Consider the following 15,440-nt stretch of genomic DNA (forward strand, 5'->3'; position numbering starts at 1 on the left):
CCAACTGGGCGGGTATATTCAGGGAGTTATCGCTAAAGTTTAAGTTGAAGGCCCCTGCAAATTCAAATCCCGGTGGTAGTGGTAGGGACAAGTTTTGTTGGTTGACTGGGGCAATGCTGACGGTTGCATTCTGTTTGAGAGCGCCCGGAGGTATCATGAGTGCTAGGGTTCCGTCGCTTGAGTTGATGATGCCACCGTCGGTTCCCAAGGCTGCCCGGCCGATTTTCGGTGCTTCGACTCGAACTGGAATGGTGGCGGATGCGGTGCCGTGAATGGCTGTGACGGTGGCATCGCCGATGCCGACTGCTGTAATGGTGCCGTCGGAACTTACGTTGAGGATGTTGCTGTTGTTGCTAAAGTAGCGCGTACCTGTGCTGGCTGCGGTTAGGTTGGCTTCGGTGAAGTTGGAGTTTAAGCCGAGGGACAGTTTCCGCGTTGCACCGGGTGTCAGGGAGACGGCATCTGGGTAGGGGTCTAGTCCGTACATTTCGGCTAGTATCTGATGCAATTGAGCGTCTGTTGTGGGTGCTGGCATCGTCCCAATTCGGATTGGGGTGACTGCTTGCAGGTTGTTGCGACTAGCGCTCAAAACTGAAGTACCGTTGGTTAAACCTGTCACTTTCCCCGTTGGATCAATTGGTGCTACTTCTGGATTGAATGAAGTGTAAGTTAGATAAGAATCTGGGAGCACTACACCTTTTTGGTCGGCAAAATCTCCGAGCACAATCAATTCCGTATTTTCTCCTGCATTGAGTCGCGGATTGCGCTTCACAAAATCTAGATTTAGCAGGGGAACATCGCTGACATTGACTGTCACCCGCGCGGGCGTTGAACTCCCAAAAGCGTCGCTGGCAAGGAAATCAAAGCTGGCAATACCGGAGAAACCGGATGCTGGTTTAAACGATGCTTTGTTCGTTAAGGGATTGAAAATTACTGTGCCGTTTACTGGATTGAGGACGCTAATTGTCAGAGGGTCGCCCTCTGCATCTGTGGCAAGATTGTCTAATGAAATAGTTGTCTCTAATTCTGTATAAGTCCGAGCGCTTGTCGGCGAAACAACGGGCGGATTGTTGTCAGAATTCGGGGGATTGACTGCGGCGAGCAATTGTTGTCCTAAAGCTGTATTGCGCCATTCTTTGTCAGGGTTGATGACTGTATCTAGCAGCGGTGCGTTTCCGGTTGCGCCACTAATTTTAAAGATTAGGTCATTGTAATCTCTGTCTGAGTTAGCAGCCGACATATCTTCGAGGGCGAAGGTGTTGCCGGTGCCCGTAATGTCGGCTATTTGTAGCAGATGAGCGGTATCGCTGGGATTGGCTGTGGCGATACTGAATAAGGGGCGGTTTTCGGGGAACAAATCCCACAGCCAGGAGTATTGGAGGGATGATTGTACTGTACCGCTGGGTACGAACATGACAGCAAAGGTATCTCCAGGGGTCATGTTGAAAGTTTTGATACCCTGATATTCTCCTGAACCGAAGTCGTATTCTCCCGGCATGGAACCGGTGAATTTGGATCCTTCTGTACTGTCGCGGATTACAACGTTTCCTAATGTGGAATTAGTTAGGACTCTCCTAGCAGCTTCGGCGATGAATTCTGGAGTACCAGGTGTAAATGCTTCCATTCCTGAAAGACTAAAAATGCCGACTTCGCCAGTAAAGTAGCCGCCGTCAAATACATAGTCAAATTTGACTTGTCCTTGGTCATCTACAAGGAAAGTGCCGGGATTGGGTGAGTTGGCTGCTGCTGTTATTGAGAGATTTGTTGGGGAATTGGTATTGCTTTGAAAGTTGCCAGTACGCTGTGTTGAATTAGGTTTAGTGTCTGCAATATTGTCTGAAAGTTGAGCAGATTCTTCGGTTGCTGACAGTAGCAAACCGCTTGTCATCTCTGCGGATTTGGGCGCAATTTCAGGATCGGAATACGCGGGTAGGACGGCGACAGTTTCTGTGGGATTTGAATTGCTATTATGATTTTTTGAATTTGGTTCAGGTGGGGATTTAAGAGTTGAGGGTGAAGCGCTTGTTTCGACTTCTGCTATCTGTGTCGTAACTGCTGCTGTCTCTGATGGAGTTGAGAAGAGTGCTGGGCTTTTCTCAGTTTCTAATTCCGCTGCTGTTTCAGAAACAGTAATGTCCCGTTCGATTGTATCAGCAGTGAATTCTGCTGTCGATGGCGAATCGGTTTTTGTTGGCAATTCGCTTTCAATTTCTGATGTTATTTCAGGAAAAACGCTCTCATTTTCTACCGTAGCCGAATCGTTTTTTGTGAGAATAATTGACTCGGTTTTTGTTGGCAATTGTTCGGGTGCGGTAGAAACGTTGGAGTTGCTTTGTTTGGGTGATTGTTCGCCAACGTTAGAGACAAGCGACTCTGTTTTTGCAGGAGATTTTTCCGCAATTGGAGCGAAAATTGACTCTGTTTCTGCGGGAGGTTTAGAGATGCTGGAAGTTGCATCTTTGTCGGTTTTGATTAATTCAGCATCTGCTGATTGACTGACAATAGATTCTGTTTTAACTGGCTGTTTAATTTCCGAAACTGAGTCAGTATTGCTCGGAGTTTTTTCTGGGGTGTTAACTGCTGCTGTTGCTGTCGTCACCGTTACATTTTCACTGGCTGCTGTTTTTGGTATTGCAGCAGGTTCGATTTTTAATGAGTCAACTTTTCCTGTATCATTCTGTTTGTCAGTTAAAGATTGAGTAGCGGTTTGTACTGGCTTTTGTAAATCGGTTGATTTGACTTCTGCACTGATATTAGTGTCAGGTAAAACTGGGTTAGATGTGGCTGGAACTAATTGGGCTGTTGGGGGCTGTGTAGTCGGCGGCAGTTGAGAATCTGAAGGGGGTTTTTCTGTCGGTGTTGCATCGACTTTTGGGGATTTTTTGTCTGAGTCTATTTTGTCAGAAATTTCGGCAATTGGAAGCTGTTTGTCTGAGTTTTTTGTTTCTGAAGTTGAGGCAATTGGAGCTTTTTTATCGGAGTCTATTTTGTCAGAAATTTCGGCATTACGAGATTGTTCGCCTGAGTTGGCTTTCTCCACAATTGTGGAGTTTTGAGATTGCTTGTCTGAGTCTATCTTGTCGTCAGCTTTGGCAACTGGGGACTGTTTGTCTGTAGAGATTTTATCAGTTGAGGGAATATTTGGACTAGCTGTAATAGATTCGGTTGAATTTGTTACTGCAATTTTCTCGGATTTTTCTGATGAAGTTGTACTGCGATCTGGTATTATGGTTGATGCAGTTGCAGGTGATGTTTTGTTCGGCTCAGAGCGATCGGTTGATACAGTTGCAGGTGATGTTTTGTTCGGCTCTAAGTTATCAACCGTTGATACAGTTACAGGTGATGTTTTATTGGGTTCTGAATCACTTTTGAGTGTAGCCCCTGACGATAAGGGTATTTTGTTATGTTCGGGTTTTGAACTCGTTTCAGGGGTTGCGGGTAATGGTGTTTTGTCCGAAGCTTTTTCTAAGTTTGTGGATGTAGTTACAACGGGTAATGTTTTGTTATTTTCTTTTTCTGAGTTAGCCACTCCGGTTGGGAGTAATTGTGTTTTATTTTCAGGTAATTTATCACTCGCAGTGGTTGCAGCCGATGTGCTTTTATTAACTTGTGAGTTACTGACTAACGAGCTGATTGCAGGTGGGTGAGGAACGGGTTTATTAGAGTCAAAAGGCTCGCTATTTGAAGCGGTTGGATTCGGGTTTGTCAGGGGATCTCCTAAGTCCAAGTCGAGTTTGCCAATTAGAAGGTCAATTTCAGAAGTTGTTGAATCCCTGGAGTAGCTGTTAGTTTTGGTGGCACTGGTTTTAGCAGAAGGTATGCTGTTAATATCGGAGGCTTTGTTAGTAATAAAAGCATCGGTTTCGGCTCGACTGAATTCGGATTGTGGCGGCTTGGCGGTTTCTATTAAGTTAGGTTTTTCAGAGTTTGATGAAGATCCGGGAGTTTGATATAATAAGGTTTTGTTAGTCTGAATTCCCGGCAGTTGTGGGGCCAAAGTTGGGGCTAGTCCGGGAATTAAGGATTCCACTTTTGTTAAAGGTTCTCCAATCGGGTCGGTTAAAGGCACTCTGGACACTCCTTGACAAATGGTTAATTTCTTTTAAATCATTATTCAGCGGTTACCGATCATTATCGGGTAGACTCGATTACAAAGATATTCGGGAAAATACAGAATTTCAGAGTTTTTTTTGATGTTGCTAGTCTGTTATATTTGCCGTATATTTACTGATAGTTTTTAAATTTATGTTAAATCTTTATGAAGGTAAGTTTTTTTAGGCAGGAAAATACTTAAATAACCGATCGCACATCCGGTCTCTCTCTGTTAGCATCGGCTTCAATGATTATCAATCTGAGATGTTGCACCAATATCAATAAGGGGCTTTTTTGTGGGTGGGGCGGGTTTATTTAACCTGTCTGCACCCCTTAAAGCTTTTGGTGAACCCGCCCTTACAGGTTTTTGATTGCGGGTGCAATATCTGGGATCGATACTCACCCGTCAGGAAATCGAGCTTTTGTTTAACGGCGGTTTGCCCTGGATCGCGATCGCGCCCTCTACGGTTAATTGTCAGCCCTTTCCCCGATCGCAAACTTTCCTTCCCCGAACCCTTCCCCTTGCTCTCGGCTTCCTGTAAAGTAAATAATTGTAAAGAAATATGAGTTTTCTCTTATCCTCTGGTTAAGACCGCCAGCTAACATTCACAATTAAGACCCGGATTAGAATTTCCTATGTCACAGCTTTTCCCCCGCAAATTTCTAGCCTCTGCTGTCGCCTTTTTTCTGGCTGTGTCGGTGTGGACGATCGCACCTGCGGCCCATGCTTTCAACAATCCCGATTTGTTGCCTTCGACTCAAACGCCGATCATTGATTTAGCTAAAGCCCTTACGGATATTGAAGAAGAGGGTTTGGCCAAAAATTTAAACGCCTTTGAAGCTGAAACCGGTTGGAAGCTGCGAGTGCTGACTCAGTACGATCGCACGCCCGGTTTGGCTGTGAAAAGTTATTGGGGCTTAGACAATAAAAGTGTATTGCTAGTTGCTGACCCGCGCGGTGGCAATTTACTAAATTTTAATGTGGGGGATGCGCTGTATCCACTGCTGCCGCGCACTTTTTGGGTGGAATTGCAAACCCGCTACGGCAATCAGTTTTTTGTGCGGGACAATGGCGAAGATCGATCGATCATTGAATCTTTGGAGTCGATAGAAGGCTGTTTGCGTCAGGGCGGTTGTCGCGTAGTTCCCGGTTTGCCGAGGGAACAGTGGGTGCTGACATTAATTACGTCGGTGCTGGGCGGTGTGATCTGCGGGTTTGCGGCTCAGCCTCGGAAACCGGGAGACGGTGTGTCTTGGCAGTGGGCGCTGATTTTTTCGCCGCTGTGGGGGATTCTGTTTTTGGCCTTCGGAATTGGGCCTGTGGTGACTCGGACTTCTGATTGGTTACCTTTGGCCCGAAATGTGGCCGGTTTTGCGATCGGGGCTTTGGTAGCATTCTTGACTCCAGTATTGGGCAAGTCTCCTTCAGAAGAAAGTTAGTCATCAGTCATTAGTGCGAGCGTCCCCGCTCGCGAACGTTAGTCATTAGTCATTATATAATGTGCGGTTTGTAGTGCGGACTTCAGTCCGCAGCATAAAGCGGACTGAAGTCCGCACTACAAACGGTTGCAAGCAAGTTAACTCATGAAAAACCCGGTTTCTCGGCCCCGCGCGCAAGTCAGAAGAAACCGGGTTTTGTAGCTTTTTTTGCGATATGCAACCAAGTTAACTCCTGAAAAACCCGGTTTCTGCCCAATGTGGCAGTCGTGAGATGATTTGTCGGCCGCCAAAAGTACCCAAAAATCCCCTCCTGACAAATAACTAATCAGTGATGACTAATGACTAATCGCTAAAAGCTGGTAAGCTGATACCTGACAACACACAGGCGACAGCTATCCAACAAATGGAATGGCACGTAAGCGATGCCCAGAGTCTGGGATTAATCGATAACGAAATTGGCGACCACGGTTTTTCTGCGGCGGAGTACGAAATAGTCCGCCGTGTGATATATGCGACTGCTGATTTTGAGTACAAGTCTTTAATTAGTTTTTCCGATCAGGCTTTGCAAGCTGGGGCGGCTGCTTTGGCTGCACGAACTACGATCGTAGTAGATGTGCCGATGGTGCAGGTGGGGATTACGCCGCTGATCCAAAGTACCTTTGCGAATCCGGTTTACTGTTCGATGGAGGCTTTGACGCGTCCTCAAAAGGAAAAAACGCGGGCTGCTTGGGGGATTGAAACTTTGGCCAGACGCTATCCTGAGGGGATTTTTGTGGTTGGTCAGGCTCAAACTTCTTTGTCGGCGCTGGTGGATTTGATTGAGGCTGAGGAAATTCGACCGGCTTTGGTGATTGGGACTCCTTCGGGGTTTGTCGGGGTTGACGTGGCTAAGTCGAGGCTGCACGATTCGATGGTTCCTCATATTCGGATTGAGGGGCGCAAGGGTTCGGCGGTGGTGGCTGTGGCGATTGTTAACGGTTTGGTGGATTTGGCTTGGCAAGCCTATGGCCAAGAGGGGAACAGTCGATCGGGTTTATGAGAATTTAAAGCCGACTCGCAGAGGTTCCATTTGTTAAGATACGACTCTTGGCCATTGACGCTCTAACCTTCGGTTGTTTCTAGGCCGAATACTCGATCGAACACTTTTGTCACTTTATAGCCGGAATCTATGGATTCGAGCGGGTCTTTCCGCAATCGGTGGCGCAAACACAGAGTCATCACCTTGCGAATATCGTCCACTGTTACCTCTGTGCGGCATTCTAGGGCGGTGTAAGCTTTTGCGGCCCGATTTGTGACCAAATCGCCGCGCAGCCCGTCTACGTCCAATTCCGCGCAGACTTGGGAGATTTTTACTCGCAAATCGCGATCGAGATTTACGGATTTTAATCTTTCTTGGGCTTCCACCAATTTCTGCTGCATATCGTCTTGTTGGTGCTGATATTTTGCGAGAAACTCGGGTGGATCTTGATCGAAACTCGATCGCTGTTCGACAATTTCTACTCTCAGATTTGGGTCTTTTACGGTGCGAATTTCGGCGTGCATTCCAAATCTGTCAAGCAATTGCGGCCGCAATTCTCCTTCTTCTGGATTCCCGGAACCGATTAAAATAAACTTAGCTGGGTGGCGGATCGAAATGCCTTCTCTTTCAACAGTATTCCAACCGCTGGCGGCGGAGTCGAGCAAAACATCGACTAAGTGATCGTCGAGCAAATTGACTTCATCGACGTAAAGAATGCCGCGGTTAGCTTTAGCTAAAAGGCCTGGTTCAAAAGCTTTAACTCCTTCCGACAAAGCTTTCTCAATGTCGATCGTACCGCACACTCTGTCTTCGGTAGCGCCGAGCGGCAAGTCTACCATTTGTACTTTTTTGCGGGCGATCGGCATTGTACCGTGATGCAAAGTGCGATCGCGCACTTCATCGCTCATCAAATCGGGATCGGTGGGATGGCTGTTAAAAGGATCGTCAGCCACGACTTCAATTTCTGGCAGTAAATCAGTGAGGGCGCGGATTGTGGTAGATTTGCCTGTACCGCGATCGCCCATAATCATCACTCCGCCAATTTTGGGATCGATGACATTCAAAAGCAGCGCCAGTTTCATCTCCTCCTGGCCAACAATCGCAGTGAAGGGAAAAACAGCGCGGCGGGCTGGGGTAGCGGTAACGGTTGGCAGAGCGCCCGCATTTAGGTTATTGCTGACTTCGGCAGTAGGACTCACAGGATAACTCAAAATATAATAATTGCCTGTTTATTGTAAGGGATAAGGGATTTTAGATTTTAGATTTTAGATTTTGGATTTTGGATCGTGACGGGCTTCAGCGCTGAAGGGAAACGAAAAGGGCGATCGAGCCAATTGTAAACAAATGTAACAATTTTGCGCGATTCGCATAAAAACCTCGGCTGAGTCCAGATAAGTCATTGAGATCAAAGTCAAGCAACCATTTTTTTGAAGAGTGCAAATTTCTGAAACTAACATCGGTGCATTAACTGGCAGCAAAACCTACACAAGCACAGTTGACAGTAAAAATATTTTTGACCTTTACCAATCTAACATCAAAAATCCTGGAAGTTTGCAAGTTAAAGAAGACAAAATAGATTCCGGTTGGCTGGAGAAGGTTCAGGAGATCGATCGCATCTTCCCTGAGATTAATTATCGCATTTATCGATCGCTTGAAGTTACCCAAAACAGATGCAGACGGCGGTTGAAACCGCGCCTACACAAACAAAGTCTGCCTCCGCAGACTGAAGAAAATAACGTAATTTTAACCGCTAGGTCTTCTTATCTTTTTGTGCGTTTTTTCTTCCACAATAAACCCATTCCCGCCGCCACAAACGTACCAGCCACCGTCATCGGTTCCGGCACAGGTTCATACTCATAAATTGCACTAACTGTAGTATTAGCCGACACCAAACCTCCAAAATTACCTCTAACCGGATTTCCGGTAATTTTAGTCAAACCCGTAGTCATCAAACCTGCGATAAAAGTATCACCATCGCATCCACTTAAAGCACTCAGAGACTGCTGGGAATCATAACTTTTTGACACAGTACCGGAAGCCGAACCACTAACACTTCCCGTACCACCGCTAGCAATCCTCGTTTCCGGCGGACTTGCTAACACACTCAAAGTCAAATTAGGGTCAACTTTCAACAGCGGAATATTCACAGCAATACTTGCATTAGTTGTCGCCGTCCCCGTAAAATCTCCAGTCAAAGGAGTAATGCTGACACTATTATTAACAGTAGACTTGACCGTAACATAAGCCTTCAACAGAGTACCCAACAGCGAATTAAACTTCGGCAAAATCACATTTGTGCTGCTATTTAACGGCTGCGAACCCAGATCCACAGTATAAGTTTGAGTAAGAGTAGCAGCTTGTACTGACAAAGATTGACTAACAAGTACAAAACTCAAACTTCCGCCAACAATTCCCAACTTTTGACAAACATTCATTTCGATAAACTCCTAAAATAATAAAGTGGTATTTTGTGACACGGGCGTCCCGCCTGCGATCGATCTGCGGTTAAAAACTCGGAACATTTAGCAAAGCCCAGTTTCCCAGCAAGGACATTAAATAACTCAAAGCAAAAACAGTATAAATGATACTCAAAGGCGCATAAGCTGCCAAAACCAATCTATCACTTGATTCTGCCTCAATCTCGTCTCTCCGCAACAAATCCATATAAAAATCAAACGACTTTTGACGCAGATTGTTAATCCCAGTGGCTGCAACCAAAAAATAATAACCGTCAAATCGGTTGAGGGGATTCAAATTAATTGCTACAGTCAGCAAAGCCGCCACCATCAATAAATAACTAATTTGATGACAGACAGGATTCGACTGAGAAAACAGCCAAACCCAAACAGCAACCGCCCAAATTGTTACTTGAATCAAAACTCCCGCCGCCACGACTAAAACCCGCTGTTTTCGCTTGACTAAACTGTATTGGTCGCTAGTATCTGTATAACATCCAGGAATGAAACACATAAATAACAATCCAATTTCTTTAACAATGCCGCCGTAATGTTTGAGCGTGAAAGCGTGACCGAGTTCGTGCAAAGATATTACCAGGATTGTCAGCAAGACAAATGTGATAATAGTCTCAATTTTCCCGGCTGTCCACAACTGCTGGTGCGAGACAACAACTTCGGCCGAGGAACCAAACCATGCTGCTGCGGAAGATGCGATGAAAGCGCCCAGGAAAAACCCAAATTCCCACGTCCAAATCCAGCGCAATTTGTCGATGTGCTGCGACAGCCAGACATCGGGATTGACTAGGGGAATTGTGAAAGATAGGAGATTGAATTTGGCTTTCGGGGCTTTTGTGCCTTCTAGCATTCCCGTTTGTGCTAAGCTTCTCAAGAGATTTTGCACATCTTCTAAATCGATGTTGTATTCAGCGAGAGTGTTTGTTACGGGTTGTTTGCTTAGTTGCAAGATTAGGTGTTTGTCAAAGTCGTCAACTTCCATGAAAGTCATGTCTTCGGGATTGCGAAGAATCCAATGACCGTCTGGATGAGCTATCCACTGCACCGCTGATTTGAGTTCCATAGCATATTGTTACTTTGGCTGAGAAAGTTTCGATTTAATTGAATAGAAATTACTCGTTTTTAGGCGGAGATTGCGATCCCCCCTAGCCCCCCTTAATAAGGGGGGGACAAGAGTGTTCACCAAGTTCCCCAAAACATTCGGGAGAAGAAGAGAATTCACTCAAAGTCCCCCTTCTTAAGGGGGATTTAGGGGGATCTAGACTTTCGGATCGAGCAGAGAGACAGTGGGTTTTAGGCCGAAACTCCATCGCATCGCCCCTAGCCCCCTTAAGAAGAGGGGGACAAGAGTGTTCGCTCAAAGTGGGTGTTTTTATTGAATTGTCTTGAATCGATCGCCCTATTATATTTCTATGTTTTCTCCACTGTATTTTTGAGTATTTCGAGCCGCCCTAAATCTTGCTGAAAACGTAAAGTTTCCAAGTAAACATTGCCCCTGTTTCAAAGAAGCAGGGAAATGGGGGAGTAGTTTTTGAAGAAGCTTTGGTGATATTTGCTAGGGCTTCAGACCTCATTCCAAACTTCACCTCTCGGTTCATATTATCAGAAATCATAAAAAAAGCAAGGGCAAATTCTAACTATTTTTGGAATGTAGGGCTGGCGGCCGGAAACCGGGTTTTTTATCGATTTTAAAGGCTGCGATCGCATATTTTCGTAAAAACCAGGTTTTGGAGTCAGACCTAATTAAGTTTGTCAAAAAACTTTACACAAAATTTACAATAGAAAGAGGGTTTTTGGTGTAGGATAACCGTGAAGAAGCTAAAAAAATCGAAAAATTAAGCATTGACAAAGTGTTGGGCGATCGCCAACGAGACCGTTAGCAAAGCGCGGCAGATGTGAAGCGATCGCCAATACGTAAAATTTGTCAACCTTGCGTAGTTTTTCAAACAAAGAAAAATTTTCAGATTATTACTTACAGATTTTTGTCAAGTAACGATTTTGGTTGAATGCGGGAGGCATTCGATCGAGTTCGTGCGATCGAAATTCATATTAATCAAGGTGGAAAGATTATGGGTTGGCTAAATTTTGGTGGCAAAAAACGCAAAGAGGCTCAAGGTTTTGGGAATTCACCGAAACGCAAAGGCCGCAAAAAATCCCGCAGTCATGTATTGGAAAGAATTGTAACTCCGAGTGCAGGTGTTGGGGGATGGCTGGATGATTTGAATCCGCTGCATCAGTTATTCGGTTCTTTGTCGCTTCCTGATTTAGATTTACCTAATTTCTTGGCTGATAGCGGTGTTTGCCCGATCGCCCCTGATGCACCAACTAACAATCTACCGCCGCTGATTGATTTCGACCCGCTGGGTCTCTACCATGATGGGATTGCGACTCAAACTCCTTACAATCCGGGCGGTGCGTTTGAGACTTTGCCGGTTGCTGTAATTCCTGTCGATCCCCATTCGCCGAATCCTAACAATCCGAATGCCATCCGTCAATTGCTGAATTTTCCTTTAGCTTCTCAGCCTTTGGTGGGAAGTATTGATACTGGTGTGAGTGCGGATAGTCCTTATTTGAATTACGCGAATATTAAGAAGGGCCGCGATTATGTGGGCGGGGATGATAATCCGTTGCTGAAAGCTGGGGAAGGTAGCGAGCACGGTACTTTTATGTTGGGGATTGTTGATGCAATTAATAAGACTGCGCCAAAGTGGGTGGGAAGGGCGATCGATTCTGGGAGATGGGCGGATTCTTTGGTAGAGTTTGTGGATGCTGCGAAGGCTTCGGGACAGAAAAATGCGATCGCCAATCTCAGTTTGGATTTGACTCAGAAGAATGCTGACGGGATTGTGACAACGCGCTATGAGCTGACTCCGCCAGAAAGAAGTGCGATCGAATATGCGCGGCAAAATGGGGTAATGCTGGTAGTGGCGGCGGGTAACGACGGCGGTGTGATGTCGGTTTTGGGTCAAGCTTCTCAGGAGTTTGACAATATTTTTACGGTTGGGGCTGGGGATATTAACGGGCGATCGAACTATTCTAGTTATGGCCGCGGTTTGGATATTTTGGCAGATGGCGGCACGAATGAACACCCAAGTTTATCGACTGCGGGAAATGATTTGGGGACGATGGCGGGGACTTCGGTAGCGACTGCGAAAGTTGCGGGGGCGGCTTCTTTGGTTTGGGCGGCAAATCCTGCTTTGAACTATCGTCAAGTGATGGAGATTTTGAAGTCTACGGCGAGGGATTTGGGGCCGGTTGGATGGGATGATGAGACGGGTTTTGGGTTTTTGAATACGTTGGCTGCGGTTGATTTGGCGAAGAAGACTACGCCGGAAGTCTACGAAATTCCAGCAACAGTTGTTCCTGATACTTGGAGTGGTGAAGGGAAGGTTACGCCTAGTGAAAGAGCAGTTAATTTCAATGGAAGAATCAATAATGTTGGTGATGTCAAGGTGACTGGGTGGTTGAGAATACGTTCTCAGCCTAATACTAGCTCGGCGGAAGTTGCCAAAATAACTCCAGGTACTCAACTAGAATTTTTAGATCAGCCCGTTCAAGGTGGATTGGTTGCAGATACAAGCGGACTTGGCAAGAGCAGCACTTGGTATCGTCTCGCTAATGGTAGCGGGTATATGTCGGCTTTGTACATTCAGAATGTTGGCTCAATACCGACACCAACACCAACACCAGCTCCCAAACCAACACCAACTCCCACGCCTGCACCAGCTCCCAAACCAACACCAACTCCCACACCTGCACCGGCTCCCAAACCAACACCAACTCCCACACCTGCACCAGCTCCCACACCTGCACCAACTCCCAAACCAACTCCTCAAGTTCCGATTAACTCCAATTCACCAAATTATCGGAGTGGGCCAGTCAATCCCTTTGCGTACCGCTGGCAAGGGCAATGCACCTGGTATGCTTACGGACGGATGCTGGAAACAGGATTGTTACCCGCAGCTATCAAGAAAAATGCTTTGTTCCTGGGTAATGCTGGGCTGTGGAAAAACGATGCTTTGAAGGTAAGTTTGCCGGTTACTTCTACACCAACAGTTGGGGCGCGGGGTTTAGTGGTTTGGCCGCCTAATACTAAAGGCGCTGGAAGTGTGGGTCACGTTGCCTTTTTGGAAGAGGTTTATCCCGATGGAAGGGTTCGGATTACTGAGGCAAATTGGCCGACAGGTAGTGGAATTAAGGAACGAATTCTGACGCCGGCTCAATATGCTGGAGTGTCGTTTGTCCGACTGGAAAATGCTCAGACTAATTCCTATAATGCACCTCCGGCAAAGCCTGGACAGCAGCGTCAGTACATTGTGCGTAGTGGCGATACGTTATCGGCGATCGCTCTGCGAGAATTGGGGAATGCTAACCGTTGGACGGAAATTAAGAAACCAGGTGGCGGTACGTTTACGGAAGCGGAAGCACGCAATTTGCAGGTGGGACAGTCGGTTTATCTGCCTGTGACTTATCAAACTGGGCCGGGTAAGCCAGTTACGCCAACTCCTTCACCGGGAACGTCAGCATCGACAGTTAGCGAAGCTGGCTTGAGGTTTATTGCCCAACATGAGGGAACCAGACTTAAGTTATACAACGATCCTGCTGGTCATTGCACGATCGGAGTCGGTCATCTCGTACACCTCGGCAATTGTAATGGCAGCGAACCAGCAGAATTTCGCGGCGGCATCAGCGAACAGCGTGCGTATGAATTGCTCAGAGCGGATGTGAATACAGCAGTAAAAGCAGTAAAAAGCTTAGTTAAAGTGCCACTGAACCAGCAGCAATTCGATGCACTGGTGAGCTTTACCTTCAATCTTGGTGCAGGCTCTCTTCAACAGTCAGATTTACTGAAACGACTGAATGCTGGCGAGTACAGTGCAGTGCCAACTGAGCTGAATCGATGGGTGTATGGTGGCGGTGTTCAGTTGCCCGGTTTAGTACGACGGCGTAATGAAGAAGGCATTTTATTCAGAGGCAATCCACCAAGTTCTAGTCCAAATAATACAGGTAATGGATCGCAAGGATCTGTCAATATCATTGCACAACCCATTTCTGAAGATAAAATTCGTGAAGAGCGAAAAAATACACTGTTTCAAAAATTGCAGGAATTTTTTAACCAGATGAATGACTCCGCTCAGAAGTTTGGAGGCGGTATTGGAATTGGTCCGTTTATATCTGCTGCTGAAGAATTAATCGAAAATCCCCTGAAAGAATACTTTAAGCTTGGATCTGATCCTTGGAAACACATAGCGGGTTATAGTCAAATCAACGATATAACATTACGGATTGGCAACCAAGTTAAGCTATTGATTCCTAAGTTGGCTTCCCTATTGAAAACCGCTTTTAGTAAAGGAATCAACAAGATGTCCGACTGGGTAATCTCAATTGGTGCTGAGATTTATGTTAATTTATCGCCAAAGCAACGGGATCAATTTCTTTCTGCCATTGAAAAAATCATTCAATTTAATTCGTCTAGCTTGGTTCAAGGATTCAAAAATTTTGATATCAATAAAGCCTTTTCAGGGATTATTGATGCTTTGAATCAATGGGGATCGATTATTGGTAAAGCAGCTAACAAGATTTTACCGCCTAGTAGCAAAAAGGCTTTTAATCAATTGGCGAACGCGACTAAAAAAGCACCGGGTCCAGTTAAATTAGTAGGATACTTATTTGACGGTCTTCAAATTGGATTTGGGGATGATAAGCTCGAAGAAATTTTGAAGGTTATTGGTGCCTCAGTCGGATCAGGAATACTTGGGGCTGTTGTTCAACCTCCTGCTTCAGCGGTACCTGGATTAGGGAATGTTCTGCTTGGTGCTACCGCAGCATTTGCTGGTGCATGGCTAGGCGAATGGCTTGTAGGTGAATTGTATGATTTACTGAAACCCTTAGTTGAAGACTGGATATCTAGTGTGAGTAAATTTGTCAACGAACTTGTACAAAAAGCTAAGAACGTAGGATCTAGTTTTTGGGATATTATCAAGGGTATTTTTATAGGTATTCCTGTATATGCAGAACAGGAAAATGCCTATAATGCCGCAAAGATTTGGAAAAGCCAAATTGGTGTTGGTACTGCTTATGAAGCATATCTTTCTGAGGATGCAAAGAAATACTTATATGCTGTACCTTAATTCTTTATAACGATTTAGTTTTGATGGGCTATCGCTTTTGGGGAGGGCGATCGCCCTTAATTCCTCTTTCTCAAAAAAGGGCGATCTATCTCCTCAACTCAAGGTCAGCCCGATCGCCCTTTTGGTTGCGAATGTTTTTGCAGGGAAGCGCGATCGCCCTTCATCTATACCAGATGCCAAAAGAGCGATCGCCCTTTTGGAATAAGTCAAAAAGTGCGATCGCCTTTTTGGTATGGAAAGGGCGATCGGTCTTGTCGATGGAGAGGGGCGATCGAACTGTAGAATGAA

General features: G+C 45.8%; 9 protein-coding genes and 1 pseudogene. 6 read left to right on the forward strand and 4 right to left on the reverse strand.

Going from position 1 to position 15,440, the window contains the following annotated elements; translation table 11 throughout:
- Nucleotides 1-4,069, reverse strand: a 4,069-nt coding sequence (locus tag QZ918_RS02730) for a DUF4114 domain-containing protein (protein ID WP_527250381.1), incomplete at its 3' end; no start/stop codon positions are given.
- Nucleotides 4,070-4,469: 400 nt separating this feature from the next.
- On the opposite strand from QZ918_RS02730, the gene QZ918_RS02745 reads away from it, so the two are divergent.
- The 3 genes from QZ918_RS02745 (at nt 4,470) to QZ918_RS02755 (ending at nt 6,571) form a co-directional block, all read left to right on the forward strand.
- Nucleotides 4,470-4,634 carry a hypothetical protein gene (locus QZ918_RS02745; protein ID WP_293330762.1) on the forward strand — a complete coding sequence of 55 codons (165 nt, stop codon included), beginning with the start codon at nt 4,470-4,472 and terminating at the stop codon, nt 4,632-4,634.
- A gap of 94 nt (nt 4,635-4,728) precedes the next feature.
- Nucleotides 4,729-5,532, forward strand: a complete 804-nt coding sequence (locus QZ918_RS02750; protein ID WP_293150070.1) for a TPM domain-containing protein — start codon at nt 4,729-4,731, stop codon at nt 5,530-5,532.
- A gap of 403 nt (nt 5,533-5,935) precedes the next feature.
- Nucleotides 5,936-6,571, forward strand: coding sequence for a precorrin-8X methylmutase (locus tag QZ918_RS02755; protein WP_293150068.1), 636 nt, complete (start codon nt 5,936-5,938; stop codon nt 6,569-6,571).
- A 62-nt stretch (nt 6,572-6,633) separates the two neighbouring features.
- Here the strand turns inward: QZ918_RS02755 and bchI are convergent, their stop codons facing one another.
- Nucleotides 6,634-7,749 (reverse strand): magnesium chelatase ATPase subunit I, encoded by a 1,116-nt coding sequence (gene bchI, locus QZ918_RS02760; RefSeq protein ID WP_524538454.1) that lies wholly within the window; start codon nt 7,747-7,749, stop codon nt 6,634-6,636.
- 358 nt (nt 7,750-8,107) lie between these two features.
- Here bchI and QZ918_RS02765 point away from each other — a divergent pair.
- Nucleotides 8,108-8,203: pseudogene (locus tag QZ918_RS02765) on the forward strand (1,4-alpha-glucan branching protein domain-containing protein); the annotation flags it as partial.
- 107 nt (nt 8,204-8,310) lie between these two features.
- Here the strand turns inward: QZ918_RS02765 and QZ918_RS02770 are convergent.
- Together QZ918_RS02770 and QZ918_RS02775 are read right to left on the reverse strand one after the other, a co-directional pair.
- Entirely contained in the window at nt 8,311-8,985 is a 675-nt protein-coding gene (locus tag QZ918_RS02770; protein WP_293150066.1) for a PEP-CTERM sorting domain-containing protein, read from the reverse strand.
- A 70-nt stretch (nt 8,986-9,055) separates the two neighbouring features.
- A complete protein-coding gene (locus QZ918_RS02775; protein WP_293330764.1) occupies nt 9,056-10,084 on the reverse strand; it encodes a site-2 protease family protein in 1,029 nt (342 codons plus the stop codon).
- Nucleotides 10,085-11,027: 943 nt separating this feature from the next.
- On the opposite strand from QZ918_RS02775, the gene QZ918_RS02780 reads away from it, so the two are divergent.
- Both QZ918_RS02780 and QZ918_RS02785 read left to right on the forward strand, forming a co-directional pair.
- Nucleotides 11,028-15,152 carry a glycoside hydrolase family protein gene (locus QZ918_RS02780; RefSeq protein WP_293330766.1) on the forward strand — a complete coding sequence of 1,375 codons (4,125 nt, stop codon included), beginning with the start codon at nt 11,028-11,030 and terminating at the stop codon, nt 15,150-15,152.
- Nucleotides 15,153-15,172: 20 nt separating this feature from the next.
- A complete protein-coding gene (locus tag QZ918_RS02785) occupies nt 15,173-15,439 on the forward strand; it encodes a hypothetical protein (protein WP_293330768.1) in 267 nt (88 codons plus the stop codon).
- Nucleotide 15,440 lies beyond the last annotated feature (1 nt).

Origin of the sequence: Microcoleus sp. CAWBG58, from assembly GCF_020883045.1 — a bacterium.
Classification (GTDB): Bacteria; Cyanobacteriota; Cyanobacteriia; order Cyanobacteriales; family Microcoleaceae; genus Microcoleus.

Bases quoted from the DNA above. Each gene is read 5' to 3' on its own strand.
- QZ918_RS02755 (WP_293150068.1), top strand. From the start codon at position 5,936: ATGGAATGGCACGTAAGCGATGCCCAGAGTCTGGGATTAATCGATAAC.
- QZ918_RS02780 (WP_293330766.1), top strand. From the start codon at position 11,028: ATGCGGGAGGCATTCGATCGAGTTCGTGCGATCGAAATTCATATTAAT.
- QZ918_RS02770 (WP_293150066.1), bottom strand. From the start codon at position 8,985: ATGAATGTTTGTCAAAAGTTGGGAATTGTTGGCGGAAGTTTGAGTTTT.
- QZ918_RS02775 (WP_293330764.1), bottom strand. From the start codon at position 10,084: ATGGAACTCAAATCAGCGGTGCAGTGGATAGCTCATCCAGACGGTCAT.
- QZ918_RS02750 (WP_293150070.1), top strand. From the start codon at position 4,729: ATGTCACAGCTTTTCCCCCGCAAATTTCTAGCCTCTGCTGTCGCCTTT.